This is a genomic window from Streptomyces sp. NBC_01142 (genome assembly GCF_026341125.1).
In the GTDB taxonomy this organism is placed as follows: domain Bacteria; phylum Actinomycetota; class Actinomycetes; order Streptomycetales; family Streptomycetaceae; genus Streptomyces.
Genome location: NZ_JAPEOR010000002.1, coordinates 3,241,249 through 3,262,543 on the forward strand (window position 1 = coordinate 3,241,249; position 21,295 = coordinate 3,262,543).

General features: G+C 70.1%; 15 protein-coding genes and 1 pseudogene. 10 read left to right on the forward strand and 6 right to left on the reverse strand.

Translation table 11 applies throughout. The annotated features are described in order from the left end of the window. Positions 1 to 17 precede the first annotated feature (17 nt). From OG883_RS32425 to OG883_RS32435, 3 genes are all read right to left on the reverse strand, one after another. Positions 18 to 1,340, reverse strand: coding sequence for a M18 family aminopeptidase (locus OG883_RS32425; RefSeq protein WP_266548342.1), 1,323 nt, complete (start codon positions 1,338 to 1,340; stop codon positions 18 to 20). Between the two features lie 32 nt (positions 1,341 to 1,372). Further along, positions 1,373 to 1,924, reverse strand: coding sequence for a Uma2 family endonuclease (locus OG883_RS32430; protein WP_266549662.1), 552 nt, complete (start codon positions 1,922 to 1,924; stop codon positions 1,373 to 1,375). Between the two features lie 212 nt (positions 1,925 to 2,136). Next, the gene (locus tag OG883_RS32435) at positions 2,137 to 3,963 is read right to left on the reverse strand and encodes an acyl-CoA dehydrogenase (protein ID WP_266549665.1); all 1,827 of its coding nucleotides are present in this window, start codon (positions 3,961 to 3,963) and stop codon (positions 2,137 to 2,139) included. Positions 3,964 to 4,237: 274 nt separating this feature from the next. Here OG883_RS32435 and OG883_RS32440 point away from each other — a divergent pair, with 274 nt between their 5' ends. After that, complete coding sequence (locus OG883_RS32440) at positions 4,238 to 4,687, forward strand: SseB family protein (RefSeq protein ID WP_266548345.1); 450 nt, start codon at positions 4,238 to 4,240, stop codon at positions 4,685 to 4,687. A gap of 117 nt (positions 4,688 to 4,804) precedes the next feature. Beyond that, positions 4,805 to 5,758 carry a pirin family protein gene (locus OG883_RS32445; protein WP_266548348.1) on the forward strand — a complete coding sequence of 318 codons (954 nt, stop codon included), beginning with the start codon at positions 4,805 to 4,807 and terminating at the stop codon, positions 5,756 to 5,758. A gap of 241 nt (positions 5,759 to 5,999) precedes the next feature. On the opposite strand, the gene OG883_RS32450 is transcribed toward OG883_RS32445, so the two are convergent. Then, positions 6,000 to 6,755: a helix-turn-helix domain-containing protein gene (locus tag OG883_RS32450; protein ID WP_266548351.1), complete on the reverse strand. Its 756-nt coding sequence runs from the start codon at positions 6,753 to 6,755 to the stop codon at positions 6,000 to 6,002. 224 nt (positions 6,756 to 6,979) lie between these two features. On the opposite strand from OG883_RS32450, the gene OG883_RS32455 reads away from it, so the two are divergent. From OG883_RS32455 to OG883_RS32475, 5 genes are all read left to right on the forward strand, one after another. Beyond that, complete coding sequence (locus tag OG883_RS32455) at positions 6,980 to 7,651, forward strand: DUF4097 family beta strand repeat-containing protein (protein WP_266548354.1); 672 nt, start codon at positions 6,980 to 6,982, stop codon at positions 7,649 to 7,651. A gap of 371 nt (positions 7,652 to 8,022) precedes the next feature. Continuing rightward, on the forward strand, positions 8,023 to 9,084 hold the full coding sequence (locus OG883_RS32460) for an AI-2E family transporter (RefSeq protein WP_266548356.1): 1,062 nt from the start codon (positions 8,023 to 8,025) through the stop codon (positions 9,082 to 9,084). 350 nt (positions 9,085 to 9,434) lie between these two features. Then, on the forward strand, positions 9,435 to 11,207 hold the full coding sequence (gene aspS / locus OG883_RS32465; RefSeq protein WP_266548359.1) for an aspartate--tRNA ligase: 1,773 nt from the start codon (positions 9,435 to 9,437) through the stop codon (positions 11,205 to 11,207). A 128-nt stretch (positions 11,208 to 11,335) separates the two neighbouring features. After that, a complete protein-coding gene (locus OG883_RS32470; protein WP_266548361.1) occupies positions 11,336 to 12,175 on the forward strand; it encodes an intradiol ring-cleavage dioxygenase in 840 nt (279 codons plus the stop codon). A 380-nt stretch (positions 12,176 to 12,555) separates the two neighbouring features. Beyond that, the gene (locus tag OG883_RS32475; RefSeq protein WP_266548364.1) at positions 12,556 to 13,323 is read left to right on the forward strand and encodes a L,D-transpeptidase family protein; all 768 of its coding nucleotides are present in this window, start codon (positions 12,556 to 12,558) and stop codon (positions 13,321 to 13,323) included. A 191-nt stretch (positions 13,324 to 13,514) separates the two neighbouring features. Here OG883_RS32475 and metG read toward each other — a convergent pair. After that, a pseudogene (gene metG, locus OG883_RS32480) lies at positions 13,515 to 15,139 on the reverse strand (methionine--tRNA ligase). Between the two features lie 155 nt (positions 15,140 to 15,294). On the opposite strand from metG, the gene OG883_RS32485 reads away from it, so the two are divergent. Next, positions 15,295 to 15,948, forward strand: a complete 654-nt coding sequence (locus OG883_RS32485) for a response regulator transcription factor (protein WP_266549668.1) — start codon at positions 15,295 to 15,297, stop codon at positions 15,946 to 15,948. Then, positions 15,945 to 17,105: a cell wall metabolism sensor histidine kinase WalK gene (locus OG883_RS32490; protein WP_266548366.1), complete on the forward strand. Its 1,161-nt coding sequence runs from the start codon at positions 15,945 to 15,947 to the stop codon at positions 17,103 to 17,105. Before OG883_RS32485 ends, OG883_RS32490 begins: the two co-directional genes overlap by 4 nt. Here the strand turns inward: OG883_RS32490 and OG883_RS32495 are convergent. Continuing rightward, entirely contained in the window at positions 17,102 to 18,895 is a 1,794-nt protein-coding gene (locus tag OG883_RS32495; RefSeq protein WP_266548368.1) for a VWA domain-containing protein, read from the reverse strand. The genes OG883_RS32490 and OG883_RS32495 overlap by 4 nt on opposite strands. Before the next feature lie 294 nt (positions 18,896 to 19,189). On the opposite strand from OG883_RS32495, the gene OG883_RS32500 reads away from it, so the two are divergent. Then, positions 19,190 to 21,256, forward strand: coding sequence for a PhoX family phosphatase (locus OG883_RS32500; RefSeq protein ID WP_266548371.1), 2,067 nt, complete (start codon positions 19,190 to 19,192; stop codon positions 21,254 to 21,256). The last annotated feature ends 39 nt before the right edge of the window (positions 21,257 to 21,295 follow it).

Here is a 21,295-nt window from a genome sequence, read left to right on the forward strand (position 1 = left end):
GTGGGACAGCGGATTTGTCAGACCGTCAGGAATGACACCAGCGCGTTGGCCAGCAGATACGGATCGTCCGCGCCGCACAGCTCACGCGCGCTGTGCATCGACAGGATCGCGACGCCGATGTCGACGGTCTGGATGCCGTGCCGGGCGGCGGTGATCGGGCCGATGGTCGTGCCGCACGGCATCGCGTTGTTCGACACGAACGTCTGCCACGGCACGCCCGCCTTCTCGCAGGCGGCGGCGAACACGGCCCGGCCGCTGCCGTCGGTGGCGTACCGCTGGTTCACATTGACCTTGAGGATCGGGCCGCCGTTCGCCCGCGGGTGGTGCGTCGGATCGTGCCGCTCGCCGTAGTTGGGGTGCACGGCATGCCCGGTGTCGGAGGACAGGCAGATCGTTCCGGCAAAGGCGCGGGCCCGGTCCTCGAAGGTGCCGCCGCGGGCGAAGACCGTGCGCTCCAGCACCGATCCGAGCAGCGGGCCGTCCGCGCCGGTGTCGGACTGCGAGCCGTTCTCCTCGTGGTCGAAGGCGGCGAGCACGGGGATGAACGGCAGGTCCCCGTCGGCGGCGGCCACGGCCGCGAGCGCCGCCGTACCCGCGTGCACGGAGATCAGGTTGTCCATCCGCGGCCCGGCCAGCAGCTCCCGGTCGCGCCCCAGATAGGCGGGCGCCTCGATGGCGTGCACCATCAGGTCCCAGCCGGTGACCTCGCCCTCGTCTATCCCGGCCTCCTGCTCCAGGAAGCGGATCAGATCGCCTTCCTCGACGTCCCCGAGGCCCCAGATCGGCTGCATATGGCGCTGCCGGTCGAGCTTGAGCCCGTCGGTGTTGACGGAGCGGTCCAGATGGACGGCGAGCTGGGGTACGCGCAGCAGCGGCCGGTCCACGTTCACCAGCCGGTGCGAGCCGTCGCGCAGGCTGAGCCGCCCGGCCAGCCCCAGATCGCGGTCGAGCCAGGTGTTGAGCAGCGTCCCGCCGTACACCTCGACGGCGATCTGGCGCCAGCCGTACGAACCGGTGTCCGGGAGCGGCTTGACCCGCAGATTGGGGGAGTCGGTGTGCGCGCCGACGATCCGGAACGGGGTGTGGGCCTGCGCGCCCTCCGGCACGTACCAGGCGATGATCGCCCCGCCGCGCAGCACGTATCTGCCGCCGGTCCCCGAGGCGGCAGCCGGTGATGTCGCAGCGTCCCAGGCGTCCGTCTCCAGCACCTGCCGGAAGCCGGCCTTCTCGAGCCGCTCGGCGGCAGCGGCCACTGCGTGGTACGGCGAAGGTCCGGCCGTCAGGAAGGACATCAGATCGTCGGTGTGGCCGCGGTCGAAGCGGGCGGGTCTGCTGCTCATGAGGTCACCCTACGAGGCCCGCCCGGAGCGGCCTACAGATGGTCGATGGCGCTCAGATCGACGTCGATGTCGTACGGCGCGCTGAGCTTGAGGTGGTCGTGATGGATGCCGGTCGCGACGTAGGCCCTGGTGACCGGGTCGTACTCGTAGGTGCACACCATGGGCCGGTCGTGCTCGCCGGTCATCTCCACCAGCCAGAAGTGCGGGATGCCCGCGGCGGCGTACTTGTGCGGCTTGGTGTCGCGGTCGCGGGCCTCGGAGTCCGGGGAGACGACTTCGACGGCGAGCAGCACGTCGGCGGCCTGATAGCGGGTCTGTCGCTGGTTCTGCACGGACTCCGCCTTCACCACGACCAGGTCGGGCTCCGGTGCGTTCCGCTTGCCGAGCACCACGGCCATCTCCCGGCGCACCCGCAGATGCTCGGGGACGTGTCGGCGCAGCCCTTGCTCCAGCAGGGACATCGCCAGCGTGTGGAACTTGTGCTGCGCACTGACGAAGACCAGGCTCCCGTCGATCAGCTCTGTGTGCGGCGGGAGGTCGAGCGTGAAGTAGTCGTCCACGGTGTAGCCGTCCGCAGGCGGCATCGGCCACGGAGAACCGTCCGGCTGCCGGTGCCGGTTCCAGCTCTCGGAGCCGTCCGGCTGCCGGTGCTGCGAGTCGGGCAGTGCTTCGGCGGTCATGGGTTCCTCCCGTGAACGGGATTCTCGGCCGTGGGATCGGCATACCCAGCTGATACGACAGCGCCGCCACCCGAACGAGTCGGGCGGCGGCGCTGGTTTGACTCAGCAGGTCAGGACTAGAACGCGGCCTCGTCCAGGTCCATCAGCGAGGTGTCCACGGTCTCGGCGAGCGCGCGCTCGGCCGAGACACCCGGCAGGACGTTGGCGGCGAAGAACTTCGCGGCCGCGATCTTGCCCTGGTAGAACGGCACGTCCTTGGCGGACGCCGTCTGCAGCTTCTCCGCCGCGACGGCCGCGCCGCGCAGCAGCAGGTAACCGACGACCACGTCGCCCGAGGCGAGCAGCAGGCGGGTGGTGTTGAGGCCCACCTTGTAGATGTTCTTGACGTCCTCGCCGGTGGCGATGAGGTCGTTCGTCATCGTGCCGACGATCGCCTCAAGGTCGACCGCGGCCTTGGCGAGCGCGTCGCGGGCCGGGGCCAGCTCCTCGCCGCCGGTGCCGACCGCCAGGAACTTCTTGATCTCCTCGGACAGGGTGTTCAGCGCCTGGCCCTGGTCGCGGACGATCTTCCGGAAGAAGTAGTCCTGGCCCTGGATGGCCGTGGTGCCCTCGTAGAGGGTGTCGATCTTGGCGTCCCGGATGTACTGCTCGACCGGGTACTCCTGCAGGTAGCCGGAGCCGCCGAAGGTCTGCAGCGACTGGGCCAGCTGCTCGTACGACCTCTCGGAGCCGTAGCCCTTCACGATCGGCAGCAGCAGGTCGTTCAGCGCGACGAGCGCCTTGGCGTCCTCGTCCGCGGCCTCCTTGACGGCGATCTCGTCCTGGACGGAGGCGGTGTAGAGCACCAGGGCGCGCATGCCCTCGGCGTACGCCTTCTGCGTCATCAGCGAGCGGCGGACGTCCGGGTGGTGCGTGATGGTGACCTTGGGCGCGGACTTGTCCGCGAAGTTCACCAGGTCCTGGCCCTGGACGCGCTCCTTGGCGTACTCGAGCGCGTTGAGGTAGCCGGAGGACAGGGTCGCGATGGCCTTCGTGCCGACCATCATCCGGGCGAACTCGATGATCATGAACATCTGGCGGATGCCGTCGTGCTTGTCGCCGATCAGCCAGCCCTTGGCGGGGTGCCGGTCGCCGAAGGTCATCTCGCAGGTGTTGGAGGCCTTCAGGCCCATCTTGTGCTCGACGTTCGTGGCGTAGACGCCGTTGCGCTCGCCCAGCTCGCCGGTCTCCCAGTCGAAGTGGAACTTCGGCACGAGGAAGAGGGAGAGACCCTTGGTGCCGGGGCCGTGGCCCTCGGGGCGGGCCAGCACGTAGTGAAGGATGTTCTCCTCCATGTCGTGCTCACCGGAGGTGATGAAGCGCTTCACGCCCTCGATGTGCCAGGAGCCGTCGTCCTGCTGCACGGCCTTGGTGCGCCCGGCGCCGACGTCCGAGCCGGCGTCCGGCTCGGTGAGGACCATGGTGGAGCCCCAGCGCTTCTCGACGGCTATCTCGGCGACCTTCTTCTGCGCCTCGTTGCCCTCCGTGAAGAGGATGCCGGCGAAGGCCGGGCCGGAGGAGTACATCCAGACGGCCGGGTTGGAGCCGAGGAGCAGCTCCGCGTAGGACCAGATCAGGGAGCGGGGCGAGGTGGTGCCGCCGATCTCCTCGGGCAGGCCCAGACGCCAGTACTCGGAGTCCATGAAGGCCTTGTAGCTCTTCTTGAAGGACGCCGGGACGGGCGCGGTGTTGGTCTCCGGGTCGAAGACCGGAGGGTTGCGGTCCGCGTCCGCGAAGGACTCGGCGAGCTCGTTCTCGGCGAGACGCGCGATCTCGTCGAGGATGCTCTTGGCGGTGTCGACGTCCATCTCCGCGAACGGGCCGGTGCCGTACAGCTTGTCGCGCCCGAGGACCTCGAAGAGGTTGAACTCGATGTCGCGGAGATTCGACTTGTAGTGCCCCATGGCGACGGCTCCGTAAGGATCGGGAGGCGGATTGCTCATCCACATACCAGCAAGTAGCTACCGATGATGCTACCCGTCGGTAATAAGACGCAACCCCTGACGGGTCATCTGTGACACGACTCGCCGCCGGGGTGCGGGAGCGTGACGGACGGTGTGCGGAACCGGGGGCATCGTCGCCGTCGGTGACGGTGTTCACGGGGGAACGTCCTGGGCCGGTGGCCGGTCCCGGGCCTGCAGCACCCGCGGGCGCGGCGGACTCAGTACCCTTGCGCCCATGTACGGCTACGACCAGAACCCGGGCGCCCAGCAGCAGTATGTGCCGCAGCAGCCCCACTACAGCGAGCAGCCGCTGTACCCCGAGCCGTCGCCCCCCTCTCTCGCCGACGCGGTGCGGGCCTTCACCACCGCGTCGCTGTCCGCCGAGGACTTCCAGCAGATCTTCGCGACCTCGAAGGTCTACTGCCCGCGCGGCGACAATCCCGGGTTCCTGGCGCTGCACAACACCCAGCAGCCGGTCATCCCGATGTTCACCTCGCTCAAGGAACTGCGCAGGTACGCGGGCAAGGAGTCCAAGTACTTCGTGATCACCGGTGCGGAGGTGATCGACCTGCTGCCCACCGGGTACGGCTTCGTCCTCGACATGGAGGGCGACCACCGGATGGTGTTCGACGCGAAGGCCGTGGAGCAGATGGTCGACTTCGCGATGCGGCGGATGTACGGCTGATCTCCGCCGAAATGTGAGTGAAAGGCGCCCGGGGAATGTTCCCCGGGCGCCTTCGGTTGTGCGGGGTGGCAAGAAGTTCACGCTTCAACTAACCTGGTCGCACAAGGAGGGCCCGTCATGCCTGCAGTGACTGTCGAGAATCCGCTCACCCTGCCGCGCGTCTCCGCGCCGGCCGAGGCCGCGGCGCGTCCCGTGCTCGCCGTGACCACGGCGCCCGCAGGGTTCGAGGGGGAGGGCTTCCCGGTGCGACGTGCGTTCGCCGGGATCAACTACCAGTACCTCGACCCGTTCATCATGATGGACCAGATGGGTGAGGTGGAGTACGCCGCCGGAGAGCCGAAGGGAACCCCCTGGCATCCGCACCGCGGCTTCGAGACGGTCACCTATCTGATCGACGGCACCTTCGTCCACCAGGACAGCAACGGTGGCGGTGGGACCATACGCAACGGCGACACCCAGTGGATGACAGCGGGCTCGGGCCTGCTCCACATCGAGGCGCCGCCGGAGTCGCTGGTCTTGTCCGGCGGTCTCTTCCACGGCCTCCAGCTGTGGGTGAACCTGCCGGCGAGCGACAAGATGATGGACCCCAGATACCAGGACATCCGCGGCGGCGAGGTCCAGCTGCTGACCTCGCCGGACGGCGGGGCGCTGCTGCGGGTCATCGCGGGGGAGCTGGGCGGGCACGAGGGGCCCGGCATCACGCACACGCCGATCACGATGATCCACGCGACACTGCGGCCGGGCGCGGAGGTCACGCTGCCGTGGCGGGAGGACTTCAACGGCCTGGCGTACGTCCTGGCGGGGCGGGGCGCGGTGGGCACGGAGCGCCGGCCGGTCCGTACGGGCCAGACGGCGGTGTTCGGTACGGGTTCCTCGCTGACGGTCCGCGCGGACGAGTCCCAGGACTCGAACAGCCCGGACCTGGAGATCGTGCTGCTGGGCGGGAGCCCGATCCGGGAGCCGATGGCGCACTACGGCCCGTTCGTGATGAACAGCCACGCGGAGCTGAAGAAGGCCTTCGAGGACTTCCAGGCGGGGCGTTTGGGCACGGTCCCGGCGGACGGGAGCTGACGCTCTGGGGCGGGCCCGTCCCCAGGATCTGTCCCCGCCCGCCCTTGAAGGTGGCGGGCGGTGTCCCCCCGCCGCCCTGCCCACGCCTCCGTGCGGGCTGCGCCGCCCGGCGGTGTGTGCCGCCCTCCCGCCCGTCCCCGGCGGGAGGGCGGCGGCTTCGCGTCGCGGGGGGTCGTGGTCTGTCTGTCGTGGGCGGGCCGGGGGTCCGCGTCGCGGGGCAAGGCAGCTGTCCATCCGCTGTCTATCCGCGATCTGAACTCGGCTCGGCAGTGCCGCCTGAGGTCGCCTCGGGTTTCGTGTGGAGGATTTCGCGGGCCTGGTCCGCGGCGCGGGCGATGCTCTCGGAGACGAAGTCGAGGAAGCGGGCGATGTTCTCGAGGCGGGCGGCGGCCGGGGTGCCGGGGCCGAGGACGGTGACGCCCTGCCGCGCGGTGTCGACGAGCTGGGCGGTGGACCGGGCGCTGGCCATCATGGATTGGTACCAGACGTCGTCGTCGACGATGTAGCGCTCGCGGCGGCGTTCGTCGCGTTCCCGGCGGATGAGGCCCTGACTCTCGAGGAACGCGATCGCTTTGGAGATGGACGCCGGGCTGACCTGGAGGCGCTGAACGAGTTCGGACGCGGTGAGGCTGCCCGCGTCGCTGGTGCAGAGGCAGGCCAGCACCCGGGCCATCATCTTGGGCACGCCCGATTGCATGAGGACGGTGGTGAACGTCTCCTCGTACTCGCGCACCGCCTCGGCGTCGCGTCCGTGGGCCTGCGGGGGCGCCTGAGGCCCTCGGGGCGCCGTCTGCCTGCGCCGGTGGGCGCGGCGTTCGGTGGCGCGGTGGGCCAGGTCGGCACGGTAGGCGGTGGGGCCGTCGTTGCGCATCACCTCGCGCGTGATCGTCGAGGTCGGGCGGTCGAGGCGTCTGGCGATCTCCGCGTAGGCGAGGCCGTCGGCCAGTCCCAGCGCGATCTGCTGGCGTTCCTGCTGGGTGAGTCTGCCTCCCGGCATCGCGATCTCCCTTCACGCTTCCCTGATGCCTCCAGCATAGCGTTCACTCCCAATCCAATGCAACGAACCGGATGACTGTCGTTGCGTTAAAACCCAGGCCGTTGCAACGATAGTTGGGCTTCTACCTGCATAAATGCAGATTGTTCGCAACGATTGTGTTGCAAGGATATTGAATGCAACGTAGCGTTTCCGGTGTCAGAAACAACGAGCCGAAGGAGAGCACGATGCAGAAGTTCGACACCCCCACCCCGGTGACCGCCGTCCTCGACATCCCCGCGGGACACATCCGGTTCATCGCCGCCGACCGGGCCGACACCACGGTCGAGATCCTGCCCGCGGACGCCTCGAAGAGCCGCGACGTGAAGGCGGCGGAGCAGATCGAGGTCGCATACGGCGACGGCGTCCTGCGGATCGAGACCCCGGCGGCGGCGAACCGGATCCTCGGCAGCTCCGGATCCGTCGAGGTGACGGTCCAGCTGCCCGCCGGCTCCCGCATCGAGGCGAAGGCGTCCAGCGCCGAGCTCCGGGGCGTCGGACGGCTCGGCGACGTCACCTTCGAGGGCGCGCACGGCTCGATCAAGCTCGACGAGGCCGCGAGTGCCCGCCTCACCCTCCTCGCCGGCGACGTCTCGGTCGGCCGCCTGAGCGGCCCCGCAGAGATCAACACCCAAAAGGGCGACATCCACATCGCCGAGGCCGTGCGCGGCACGGTCGCGCTGCGCACCGAGCACGGCGAGATCTCGGTCGGCGCCGCCCGCGGAGCCTCCGCCTCCCTGGACGCCGGCACCACCTACGGCCGGATCCACAACACGCTCAAGAACACCGACGGCGGCGCCGCCGGCCTGAACATCCACGCGACCACCGCCTACGGCAGCATCACCGCCCGCAGCCTCTGAAGGAGCGCCCGTCAACCGCCATGACAGCGCGGGCCGCCTCCCGCAACTCGACCCGCCGCGGGGCGGCGAGCTCCGACACCGCGTCGGCATACGCCACCCCGTCGGCGTTTCGTCTGCAAGACCCTCAACCCGGCCGACAGCTGAGCCTCGGCGAGACCGACGGCTGCTTTGCACCGTGGGTCAGTGACAGCAGGCCGGGGCCGTCACGGTGTGCGGCAGCCCCGTCCCCGACGGGCGGCTTCCGCGGCGGCAGGGTCGCAGCCTCCGGCGGCGGGCACGAACACGCCGCCGAATCCGCCTTGGTGACGGTCAGTCACTCGGGTGGGCCCCCCGGGCAGGCCCCGGGTCGCGCCCCGTGGTCACGTGGGAGCGTGCAGACACAGAAGCCGCTCCTGCCCGATGCGGCCCGGCGGGCCGCCGCCTGGTGTGTCGTGGCGTTGCTTCTCACCGGCGTGGCTGCCGTCGGGATCTGGCTCTGCGTCACCTTTCAGGCCGCCGTCACGCCCGTGCTCCTGGCAGTGCTCGGGACCGGGCTCCTCGGGCCGATGCACCAGCGGCTCGTCAGGATGGGGATGAACCGGTCGCTCGCCGCCGGGCTGACCTGTGCCGCCGTGGTCGCCGTCGCCGGGGGGACCACGTACATCGTCGTCGGCGCGCTGAGCGACACCGGCGACCAGATCATCGCCTCGTTGCGGCAGGCCGCCAAGGATCTCGCCGAGCACTTCGGAGCCGCCGGGACCTCCCTGGAGGACCTCGCGGCCAATTCCAAGGATCTGCTCGGCACGTTCGGCGGGACCGCCGCGTCCGGGGTGATCAGCGGGCTGAGCGTCGTGGGCGAGGTGATCGGCACCACCGTGCTCGCCCTGTTGCTCATGTTTTTCTTTCTGCGGGACTCGGACAGAGCTGTGGGCACCCTCAGATCCCTCGTGCCGCACGCCACCGGGGACGTCGTCGAAGCCATGGGGCGCCGCGCCTTCGAGGCCGTCGAGGGATTCATGCGCGGGACCACGTTCATCGCCCTCATCGATGCCGTCTGCATCACCACCGGGCTGCTCATCCTGCGCGTCCCCGGCGCCGTCGGGCTCGGGGCGCTCGTCTTCATCGGGGCGTACATCCCGTACCTCGGCGCCTTCATCTCCGGAGCCGTCGCCGTCCTTGTCGCGCTCGCCGACCGCGGGGTCGTGATCGCGCTCTGGGCGCTGGGTGTGGTTCTCGCGGTGCAGGTGCTGGAGGGGTATGTGCTCCAGCCCGTGATCCAGAGCCGCACCGTCCAGATGCACCCGGCCGTCGTGATGCTGGCGATCACCGCGGGGGCGGCCGTCGCCGGGATTCTCGGCATGCTGCTCGCCGTACCGCTCACCGCCGCGGCCTTCGGCATCATCGGCGAGCTGCGGAGGCGTTACGCCGCCGGCACCGAGGCCGCCGGCCCGTAGAGCTCGCACCGGATCGCCTCGCCTCGCCTCGCCTCTCCGGTCCGGCCTGTGCCACGGTCGTCGCCGTGCGCCGCGGGGCCCGCCGCACGGGTGTGCCCTCCCGACGGGGCAGCACAAGGAGCGGCGGGAGCGGCGGGAGCAGCGGGAACAGCAAGGCCGCGATGTCGTCCTCGCGCCGGTTCGCCGGCGGCCTGGTGGTGCAGTGCGAGCGGGGGCCGTTGGAGCGCCGTCCGGCCGCTCGCGCAGCGGGCCAGAGGTGGCATGCGTATGTCAATGAGCCGAGTGGGGGCCGGGCGGTAACCTTGCAAGGGTTGTGCCCACCCCAAAACGCTAAGACTGGATGAACGACGATGCATCGGTACAGGTCCCACACCTGCGGCGAGCTCCGCGCCTCTGACGTCTCCGCCGACGTCCGGCTGAGCGGCTGGCTGCACAATCGCCGAGACCTGGGTGGCATCCTCTTCATCGATCTGCGCGACCACTACGGCATCACGCAGCTCGTCGCCCGCCCCGGCACCCCCGCCTACGAGGCCCTCGACAAGGTCAACAAGGAGTCGGTGGTCCGCGTCGACGGCAAGGTCGTCTCGCGTGGTGCCGAGAACATCAACCCCGAGCTGCCCACCGGCGAGATCGAGGTCGAGGTCTCGGCGGTCGAGCTGCTCGGCGCCGCGCAGCAGCTGCCGTTCCAGATCAACACGGACGACGGGGTGGGCGAGGAGCGGCGTCTGGAGTACCGCTTCCTCGACCTGCGCCGCGAGCGCATGCACCGCAACATCATGCTGCGTACGGCCGTCATCTCTGCCATCCGTCACAAGATGACCGCGCTCGGCTTCAACGAGATGGCGACCCCGATCCTCACCGCGACCTCTCCCGAGGGCGCGCGCGACTTCGTGGTCCCCTCCCGGTTGAACCCCGGCAAGTTCTACGCGCTGCCGCAGGCTCCGCAGCAGTTCAAGCAGCTGCTGATGATCTCCGGCTTCGACCGCTACTTCCAGATCGCGCCCTGCTTCCGCGACGAGGACGCCCGCGCCGACCGCTCGCCGGGCGAGTTCTACCAGCTCGACGTCGAGATGAGCTTCGTCGAGCAGGAGGACGTCTTCCAGCCGATCGAGAAGCTGATGACCGAGCTCTTCGAGGAGTTCGGCAACGGCCGCCACGTCACCTCGCCCTTCCCCCGGATCCCGTTCCGCGAGTCGATGCTGAAGTACGGCAACGACAAGCCGGACCTGCGCGCCCGGCTGGAGCTCGTCGACATCTCGGACGTCTTCGAGGGCTCGGAGTTCAAGGCCTTCGCCGGCAAGCACGTCCGCGCGCTGCCGGTGCCGGACACCGCCGCCCAGTCGCGGAAGTTCTTCGACGGCCTCGGCGACTTCGCCGTCGAGCACGGCGCCAAGGGCCTGGCTTGGGTGCGTGTCGGTGAGGACGGCGGTCTGACCGGACCGATCGCCAAGTTCCTCACCGAGGAGAACATCAAGGTCCTCACCGAGCGCCTCTCCCTCGCGCCCGGCCACGCGATCTTCTTCGGTGCCGGCGAGTTCGACGAGGTCTCCAAGATCATGGGCGCGGTCCGCGTCGAGGCCGCCAAGCGCGCCGGCCACTTCGAGGAGGGCGTCTTCCGGTTCTGCTGGATCGTCGACTTCCCGATGTACGAGAAGGACGAGGAGACCGGCAAGATCGACTTCTCGCACAACCCCTTCTCGATGCCTCAGGGCGGCCTCGAGGCCCTGGAGACCCAGGACCCGCTGGACATCCTCGGCTGGCAGTACGACATCGTCTGCAACGGCGTCGAGCTGTCCTCCGGCGCGATCCGGAACCACGAGCCCGAGCTCATGTTCAAGGCGTTCGAGATCGCCGGGTACTCCAGGGAGACCGTGGAGCACGAGTTCTCGGGCATGCTCCGCGCCTTCCAGTTCGGTGCCCCGCCGCACGGCGGCATCGCCCCGGGCATCGACCGCATCGTGATGCTGCTGGCCGACGAGCCGAACATCCGCGAGACGATCGCCTTCCCGCTCAACGGCAACGCGCAGGACCTGATGATGGGCGCGCCGACCGAGCTGGACGAGTCCCGGCTGCGCGAGCTGAATGTCGCGCTGCGCAAGCCGGTCGCCAAGTCCGGCGAGTGAGCAGTACCTGAGAGCAGTACCTGAGAAAGGCCCCTTCACCGCAGCGCGCGGTGCGGGGGCCTTCCCGTTTCAGTGACGCAGGCGTCTTTCTCACGTTCCTGCCGGATCCGGGGTCTAGCGTCCTGACCATGACTGAAACGCAAGGACAGGGCCCCCACGGGCCCGCTCCCGAACGGGACATGACCCGGCGCCGGTTCGTCGTCGCGGGCGGTGCGGCCGTGGTGGCGGTCGGGGCCGGCGGGGCGGTGGTGACCACTGCTTCGGCCGGGCAGGGCCCGGGCAGGCAGCCCGTCGCGTCGCGTGAGGTGTGTTACCGGCTCACCTCGGAGGCCACCGAGGGGCCGTACTACATCGACGCGGACAAGATCCGGAAGGACATCACCGAGGACCGGGAGGGCATCCCCACGACCCTCCGGCTCAAGGTGATCGACAGCGGTACCTGCAAGCCGCTCCGCGGCGCTGCCGTCGACGTCTGGCACTGCGATGCGCTGGGGCTCTACTCCGGGTACGAGCGTCTGAGCACCGGCGGCAGGGGCGGTGGCGGGCACCAGGAGCCCGCCGACGGCAAGCGCTATCTGCGCGGCACCCAGCTGACCGACCGGAACGGGTTCGTGGAGTTCAGGACGGTCTTCCCCGGCTGGTATCCCGGTCGCTGTGTGCACATCCACACCAAGGTCAACGTGGGCGGCAGGCTCACGAGTGCCGGCTACGAGGGCGGGCACACCTGCCACACCGGCCAGCTCTTCTTCGCCGAGGAGGCGGTGCTCGACTGCGCCAAGGTCGCGCCGTACCGCACCGGCACCACACAGCGGACGACCCTGGACGAGGACCGCTTCTACCGCGGCACCGGGGCCCAGGGCGGCCTGCTCGCCCTGGAGTACAAGAAGGGCCGCCGCATCGCCGAGGGTGTGCGGGCCTCGCTCACGCTCGGCGTCGCTCCGAACGAGACGCACGACGGCACGAGCTGACGTCTCGTCGTACGCGGAGGGCCCCGGAACCGAAAGGTTCCGGGGCCCTCCGGCGTGGAGCGGGCAGACCGGCGCGCCCTCGCCTTCCACAGACGGGGAAGACATCCGCCCGCGGGAGGGGACTGCCTGCGGATGGCCCGGCTGCCGACCGGCGTCGCACATCGTGCCGGGGAGCTGCTCCAGACCGTACGGGCGAATGTCCGCCCCGATCCGTGGCCCGCTGTCTTTGGCCGGCCTCCGTGTCTCCGGCGACGCCTCACGCACTGTGGCCGATATTCGGCAGATGATCGTATATATCCGATACGGCGCCGACGGGGCCGAGGCAGCCCCCCGACCTCGAAGCAGCAGGGCATCAGGCTCTCGAACTGAAAGGCTCGTACATGTCCCTCCGCACAGGACCTTGCCCGGCGGTGGCACTGGCCGTCGCCGGTCTGCTGCTCACCGGCTGCTCGGGCGATACCGGCAAGGCGGCACCCGCGCCCTCAAAGAGATCCGCGGACGCCACCGAGTCGGGCCCCACCGGGCAGTCCGGCCCCGAGGCAGAGATCGTCCAGGCGCAGGAGATTCCCTCTCTCGGCGCCCTCACCAGAAGCCGGATCAGCGCCGCGACCCAGCAGGCGGTCGTGGTGACCGGCGAGGCCCCGGACTCCAACCGGGCCACCGCGGTGCTCTACGAACGCGTCCCCACGTACGGCTGGCAGGCCGTCTCCACTCCCTGGCCCGCGCACAACGCCCTGCGCGGCTGGACCGACGACCACTGGGAGGGCGACCTCCGCTCGCCGATCGGCGTGTTCGACCTCACCGACGCGGGCGGCCTGCTGCCCGACCCGGGCACCAGGCTCCCGTACGACCACGGTGCCGCCTTCACCGCGGGCGGCACGGGCTTCGAGGGCGAACCGCTCGCCGGGTCCTTCGACCATGTGGTGGCCATCAACTACAACCGCGAGCCCGGCACCACTCCCCTGCACTGGTACCGCCCGCTCGGCTCGGCCAAGGGAGGCGGCATCTGGATCCACGTGGACCACGGCGGGCCGACCCAGGGCTGCGTCTCGCTCACGCGGGACCGGATGACGGAGCTGCTGGGGTGGCTGGACCCGGCGAAGCGGCCGGTGGTGGTGATGGGGGACGTGACGTCGCTGGGCAGGTGACGTCAGCGGGCTCCCCGCGATTCCCGAAGAGGCCCGCCCCGCGCTTCCCGAAGGGCGCCCGCCCCGGAATCCGCACCGCCCGGCGATCCCGGACCGCCCGGGGACAACCCGGGGACGCCCGAAGGGGCCCGCATGGTGCGGGCCCCTTCGATGCTGCCTGGTGTGATGACGTACGCGTACGTCATCACGTACTAGCTCTTCTTCGGCTCCTCCAGACGCGGGAACAGCACCGCGCCCTTCGTCACCGCCGAGCCGGCCGGGAGCCTGCCCCAGTCCGCCGCGTCCTGAACCCGCTGGTCCGCCAGGGCGCCGAGTGTCGCCTCCGCACCCAGCGAGTCCCACAGCTTCTGTGAGGTGTCCGGCATGATGGCGTTCAGCAGGACCGCCACGGCCCGCAGGGACTCGGCCGCCGTGTACAGGATGGTCGCGAGGCGGGCCTTGCCCTCCTCGGATTCGTCCTTGGCGACCTTCCACGGCTCCTGCTCCGTGATGTAGCCGTTGACCTGCTTCACGAAGTCGAAGACCGCCAGGATGCCGCCCTGGAAGTCCAGCTCCTCGCCGATCCGCCGGTCGGCCTCGGCCACGGCCTTCGCCATGCCCTCCTGGACGGCCTTCTCGGCCTCGCCGGACGCCGTCGCCTCCGGCAGTGCCCCGTCGAAGTACTTGCCGACCATCGCCGCGACGCGCGACGCCAGGTTGCCGTAGTCGTTGGCGAGCTCGCTCGTGTAGCGGGCGGTGAAGTCCTCCCACGAGAACGAGCCGTCCTGGCCGAACGCGATCGCGCGCAGGAAGTACCAGCGGTACGCGTCCACGCCGAAGTGCGAGGTCAGATCCTGCGGCTTGATGCCCGTCAGGTTCGACTTCGACATCTTCTCGCCGCCGACCATCAGCCAGCCGTTGGCCGCGACCCTGCCGGGCACCGGCAGGCCCTGCGCCATCAGCATCGCGGGCCAGATGATCGTGTGGAAGCGAAGGATGTCCTTGCCGATCAAGTGCACATTCGCCGGGAAGGTCTCGTCGAACTTCGCCGGGTTCTCGTTGTAGCCGACCGCCGTGGCGTAGTTCAGCAGGGCGTCGATCCACACGTAGATGATGTGCTTCGCGTCCCACGGCACCTTGATGCCCCAGTCGAACGTCGACCGCGAGATCGACAGGTCCTGCAGGCCCTGCTTCACGAAGTTCACGACCTCGTTGCGGGCGGACTCGGGCTGGATGAAGCCGGGGTTCGACTCGTAGAACTCCAGCAGCTTCGGGCCGTACTCGCCGAGCTTGAAGAAGTAGTTCTCCTCCTTGAGGATCTCCACCGGCTTCTTGTGGATCGGGCAGAGCTTCTGCCCGGCGAACTCGCCCGTGCCGTCGAGCAGGTCGCCGGGGAGCTTGTACTCCTCACAGCCCACGCAGTACGGGCCTTCGTACCCGCCCTTGTAGATCTCGCCCTTGTCGTACAGGTCCTGCACGAACTCCTGCACACGGTCCGTGTGCCGCTTCTCCGTCGTACGGATGAAGTCGTCGTTCGCGATGTTCAGGTGCTCCCAGAGGGGTTTCCATGCCTCCTCCACGAGCTTGTCGCACCACTCCTGCGGCGTGACGTTGTTCGCCTCGGCAGTGCGCATGACCTTCTGACCGTGCTCATCCGTGCCGGTGAGGTACCACACCTTCTCGCCGCGCTGACGGTGCCAGCGTGTGAGCACGTCGCCTGCGACGGTCGTGTAGGCGTGGCCCAGGTGAGGAGCGTCGTTGACGTAGTAAATGGGGGTCGATACGTAGAAAGCCTTCACGCCTTCGCCCCCTGCTTCTCGGATCCAGTGGCCGCCATGGTCGAAATCCTAACGGCCCGCCGGAGATCCACTCACATCGATAAACCGGCCCGCGGGACGGCGGAGAGCTCTGCGAAACATCCGGTGCCGTAGAAAGGCGCATCCTGGGGGAGAGGCGGGGCAGCGGGTGCACGGGCAGCAGGGGGACGACGACATGCGGGTACTGGTCGCCGAGGACGAGAAAGAACTGGCCGAGCTGGTCGCCACGGGGCTGCGGCGGGCCGGATTCGCCGTCGACACGGTCTACAGCGGTGACGCGGCGCTGGCGTATCTGGGGCTGCACGACTACGACGTCGTCGTCCTCGACCGCGATCTGCCGCGCGTCCACGGGGACGAGGTGGCCCGCGAACTGGTCGCCTCCGCGGCCCGTACCCGGATTCTGATGCTGACCGCGTCGGCGTCCATGGAGGACCGGGTGGAGGGCCTGGACCTGGGCGCGGACGACTATCTGGGCAAGCCCTTCGAGTTCCCCGAGCTGATCTCCCGGGTACGGGCGCTGCGGCGGCGCAGTGCCAGGCCGGTGCCGCCGCTGCTGGAGCGGCACGGAGTGCGGCTGGACACGGTGCGGCGGATCGTGACGCGGGACGGGCGCGATCTCGAACTGTCCCCGAAGGAGTTCTCTGTGCTCCAGATCCTGCTGGAGGCGGACGGCGCGACGGTCTCGGCGGAGGAGCTGCTCGAGCGTGCCTGGGACGCGCATGCGGATCCGTTCACGGGCGCGGTACGGGTCTGTATGAGCAAGCTGCGCGGCAAGCTCGGGGAGCCGGCGCTGATCCGTACGGTGCAGGGCGTGGGGTACGTGCTGTGATCGGGCCGGGGTCGACGATCCGTACCCGGATCGCGCTCGTCTACGGCGGGGTCTTCCTGGTCCTCGGCGCGTGTCTGCTGGGCATCGTCAATCTGTTGTCGCGCGCCGGTACGGAGAACGAGGCCGCGGCGATCGCGGCGCGCGTCGAGCCCGCCCTGCCGGTGACATCGGTACGGGTGCTCGAGCCGGTCACCGCGTACCAGCTGACCGCGAACGTACGGGACGCCGCGTCGCAGCAGATGCTGATGTGGTCGTCGTTCGCGCTGCTCGCGACGGCGCTGTGCGCGGTCGCGGTGGGCTGGTGGACGGCGGGGCGGGTGCTGCGGCCGGTGCACGCGATGACGGCGAAGGCGCGGCGGCTGTCCGAGGAGACGCTGCTGGGGGTCCCCCCGGACGGAGTCTGGGGGAGGATCGCGGCGAAGGGACCCGACGACGAGCTGAAGGAGCTCGGCGACACGATCGACGCGCTCCTCGCACGGCTGGAGACCGCCTTCGACAGCCAGCGGCGGTTCATCGCGAACGCCTCGCACGAGCTGCGGACGCCGCTTGCGACGCAGCGCGCGGCGATCCAGGTGGGGCTGGACGAGACGGCTACGGCGGACGAACTGGCCCGTACGAGAACGGTGCTGCTCGACAACAACCGGCGCAGCGAGCGGCTCATCGACGGGCTGCTGCTGCTGGTGCTGGCGCGCAGCGAGCGGGGGCTGGCGGAGCGGGAGGACGTCGACCTGGGGGAGGTCGTGGCGGAGGAGGCGGCGCGCCACGAGGTGAAGGCCGCGGTCGGCCGAGGCGGCGGGGTGGTGCGGGGGAACCGGCTGCTGCTGGCCCAGCTGGTGGGCAACCTGCTCACCAACGCGGTGGCGTACAACGTGCCGGACGGGACGGTCGACGTGTCCGTCGAGGACGGGGTCCTGTCGGTGCGGAACACCGGGCCGGTCGTCGCGGCGGAGGATGTCCCGGGGCTGTTCGAGCCGTTCAGGCGGGGCGAGGGCCGCGACCGGATGGGGCCGGGGGCGGGGCTCGGTCTGTCGATCGTCCGCTCGATAGCGGAGGCGCACGGTGGCACGGTGACGGCCGAGCCGGGCCCTGAGGGCGGCTTGGCCGTCACCGTTTCACTGCCTGCGCTGCATACCCTGCATACGCTGCCTGCGGCTTAGCCGCGCCAGTTGCCGAGGAGCCCTTCGTACAGTTCCGCTTCCGGGAGCTCGCGGGGGGCGGGTCCGGCGTGGAAGAACGCGGCGTTGTCGGCCGTGAGCTTGCGGAGGTAGTCGAAGGCCTTCGCGTCGTGCTCGCCGAACGCGACGAACTGCCAGAAGACGTTCTTGCCGGCGGCCTCGGCGAGGGCGGCGGTGGCGGCGGTCTTGGACTCGGGGGCGCCGTCGGTCTGGAAGATCACCAGCGCGGGGGCGTCGGTGTCCGCCTTGGCGTGCAGGGCGAGGACCTCTTCCACGGCGAGGTGGTAGTTCGTACGCCCCATACGGCCGAGGGAGTCGTGGAGCTCGTCGACCCGTCCCTCGTACGTGTCGAGGGTGAGCTCGCCGGTGCCGTCGATCTCCGTCGAGAAGAAGACGACGCGGACGCCGGCGTCCTCGTCGAGATGCGCGGCGAGCGCGAGCGCCTGCTCGCCGAGCCGCTGGGCGCTGCCGTCCTTGTAGTACGCCCGCATGGAACCGGACCGGTCGAGCACGAGGTACACCCGTGCGCGCGCCCCGGTGATCCCGCGCTTCTTGAGCTCGGCGCCGGCGGCCTTGTAGGCCTCGAGGAGGTGGGGGGCGCGGGCCTTGACCCGTGCGAGGGAGAGAGCGGGCTTCCCGGCGGGGGTGGCGGCGGAGGCGTCGGGCTCGGCCGTGGTGTCGGCGGACGCGGGCGCGGGTTCCGGCTGGGGCGCGGGCTCGGTGGATACGGGCTCGGGCTCGGCCGTGATGTCGGCGGCCGCGGGCTCCGGCTGGGGCTCGTGCTCGGGCTCGGGCTCGGGGGCCGCGGCCGCGGACTCGCTGTCGGCCTGCGGCGCGACGGCCGGCTCGGCCGGAGCCTCGGCGGTCTCGGTCCGGGACTCGGCGTCTGCGATGGGCTCGGTGGGAGTCTCCGCGTCGTGCTCGGCGGGTGCGCCTTCCGGGCCCGTTGCCTTGGCCGCGACGGGCTCAGGGGCGATCTCGGCCTCGGGCTTGGCAGCCGCAGCCGCCTTCGGCGCGGACTTGGCGGTCCGAGCCTTGGTCTTCGGCTTCGCCGGGGTCGCGGCCTTTACCGGCTCAGGAGCCGTCTGCGGCTCGCTGTCCGCCTCGGCCGGCGTGGTCTCAGCCGTGGTCTCGGTCTTGGTCTCGGCCTCGACCGCGGCCTGGCTGTCGGCCGTGGCGGGGGTCTCGACCTCCGGCTCTGCCGGGCTCTTGGCCGTCGACCTGGCGGAGGTGTCTTCGGCCGCAGGCTCCGTCTCGGCCTGCGCCGTCGCACCCGCGGACGGGGTGTCACCCTCGGCGAGCGGCTCCGTGACCGGGGCTCCGGCCGGAGCCTCCTGCTCAGCAGAGGCGTCATCCGCGGCGGTCGCCGCCGGGGCAGTTTCCACATCGGTAACCGGCGCCTCGGTAACCGGCGCGTCGGGCGCGTCGGCTCCGGCCTCCGGCGCGTCGGGCGCGTCGGCTCCGGCCTCCGGCTCGGCGGAGGCCGCAGCACCCGCCTCCGCAGCCGCGGGTGCTCCCGCGGACGCCCGCATCTTCGGGGAGTCCGACGCCTGCGCCGGGACCGAGCCCGCGCGGCTTCGCTTCGGGGCGGGGTTGTCGAACGCCGAAGAGACCAGGTCCGCCGCCGCGCGCTCCGCCGGCGAGGGAGCGGGCACCGTCGCGGTGGCCGGTTCCGTTCGCTCGGTCTGGGGCGGGACGGAGGCTGCCGCCGACTCGTTTTGCTCCGAACGGTCGCGGCCAAACACCTTGCGCAGCAAGCTCCGAATGCCCATGGGCGAGGCCTTTCGCATGAGTTGAGTGCGGTGATTGTCCGCACTTGGGCCGGGGGGTCCACGGGGTGTCCTGGCCAGGGCGGACACGTAAGGTTAGCGGCCGCCCCGGGCGAACTCCGGCAGGGGCGGGCCGACCGTCGCACACCGTCTGCCGGAGGTCAACATCGCCCCGGCCTCGCCGGATTCATCCGCCGTTCACTTCGCGTCCTCCGCACTGCACGCAAACCCACCTAACGTCGCGGCCGGAGCTATTCCGACACGATGTCGGCGCGGGGTGCGCCGGAGGAGGACGAAGTGCGCAAACTGCTGCCGCTGTTGAACACCAACCCCCACGCGGGGGGACGTTCCGCTCTTACCTGCCGATACCGCTGCGGCGATGCCTGTTTCCACGAGGTGCCGAACACCAGCGACAACGAGTACGCCGGTGACGTCATAGCCGGTGCCCTCTCGAGACGCTCCATGATGCGCGCCGCCGCCGTCGTGACCGTCGCCGCTGCCGCCGGCACCGCGACCGTCGTCGGAAACGGTGGTGGAGTTCAGGCCACCGCGGCGCCCGCGACCGGCCACGGTCACGGCAGCAAGCCGGGCAGGACCGACGGCGCCCGCGGGCTCCGCTTCGCGCCTGTCGCCGCCAACAAGGACGACAAGGTCACCATCCCTGACGGGTACGCGCAGAACGTCGTCATCCGCTGGGGCGACCCGATCCTCCGCGGTGCCCCGGCCTTCGACGCCGACAAGCAGACCGCCAAGGCGCAGGCGGGACAGTTCGGGTACAACAACGACTTCCTCTCCCTGCTGCCCCTCCGGGGCGAGCACGGGCGCCAGGTCCTCGTCGCGAACCACGAGTACACCGACGAGATCCTGATGTTCAAGGGGTACGACCCCCAGAACCCGACCCGCGAGCAGGCCGAGATCGCCTGGGCCGCGCACGGCCTGTCCGTCGTCGTGGTCCAGGAGGAGCACCGCAGCGGCAAGCTCACCCCGGTCACCCGGCACCCCCTGAACCGCCGCCTCACCGCGACGAGCGAGTTCGAGGTCACCGGTCCGGCCGCCGGCAGCCCCCTGCTGCGTACGAGCGTCGACCCCTCCGGCCGCACGGTCCTCGGCACCCTCAACAACTGCGCCGGCGGCACCACCCCGTGGGGCACCACCCTCCACGGCGAGGAGAACTTCAACCAGTACTTCGCCAACGGCTCCAGCGCCACCGACAAGCGGTACGGCATCGCGGCCGGCCCGACCGAGCGCAAGTGGGAGCGTTTCGACAAGCGCTTCGACCTCCAGCAGGAGCCCAACGAGGCCCACCGCTTCGGCTGGGTCGTCGAGCTCGACCCGTACGACCCGGACTTCACCCCCCGCAAGCGCACCGCGCTGGGCCGCTTCAAGCACGAGGCCGCTCAGCCCCGCCTGACCGACGACGGCCGTCCCGTCGTCTACATGGGCGACGACGAGCGCTTCGACTACTTCTACAAGTTCGTGTCCTCGAAGCGGATGAAGAAGGGCAGCAGCCGCGCCGCCCGCGAGCACAACCTCACGCTCCTCGACGAGGGCACCCTGTACGTCGCCAAGCTCACCGGTGACAGCCCGCAGGACGTCGACGGGACCGGCAAGCTTCCCAACGACGGGGAGTTCGACGGCAGCGGGCAGTGGATTCCGCTCGCCACCGGCAACACCTCGCACGTCCCGGGCATGAGCGCCGAGGAGGTGTACGTCTTCACCCGCCTCGCCGGCGACAAGGTGGGCGCCACCAAGATGGACCGCCCCGAGGACGTCGAGCCGTCCCCCCGCACCGGCCGTGTGTACGTCGCGCTGACCAACAACACCGACCGCGGCAAGGCGGGCAAGGCCGGCGCGGACGAGGCCAACCCGCGCAACCTCAACAAGCACGGCCAGATCCTGGAGCTCGCCGAGAACTGGGACGACGCGGCGGGCGACGGCTTCGCCTGGCGGCTCTTCCTGGTCGCGGGCGACCCGAACGACCCGGCGACGTACTTCGCGGGCTTCCCGAAGGACAAGGTCAGCCCCATCTCCTGCCCGGACAATGTGGCCTTCGACCCGTACGGCAATCTGTGGATCTCCACGGACGGCGCCCAACTCGGTTCGCACGACGGCCTGTTCGGTGTCGCGACGCAGGGCGAGCGCCGCGGTGAGCTCAAGCAGTTCCTGACCGTGCCGAAGGGTGCCGAGACCTGCGGTCCGATCATCCAGGACCGCCGGGTGCTCGTCGCGGTCCAGCACCCGGGCGAGATCGACGGCGCGTCCGTCGAGAAGCCCGCGAGCGTCTGGCCCGACGGACCGGGCAAGATCGTCCGCCCGTCGGTCGTCGCCGTCTGGCGCAAGGACGGCCGCGACATCGGCATGTGAGCGCGCATGTGAGCCGGCAAGTCGGCATGCGAGTAGCGG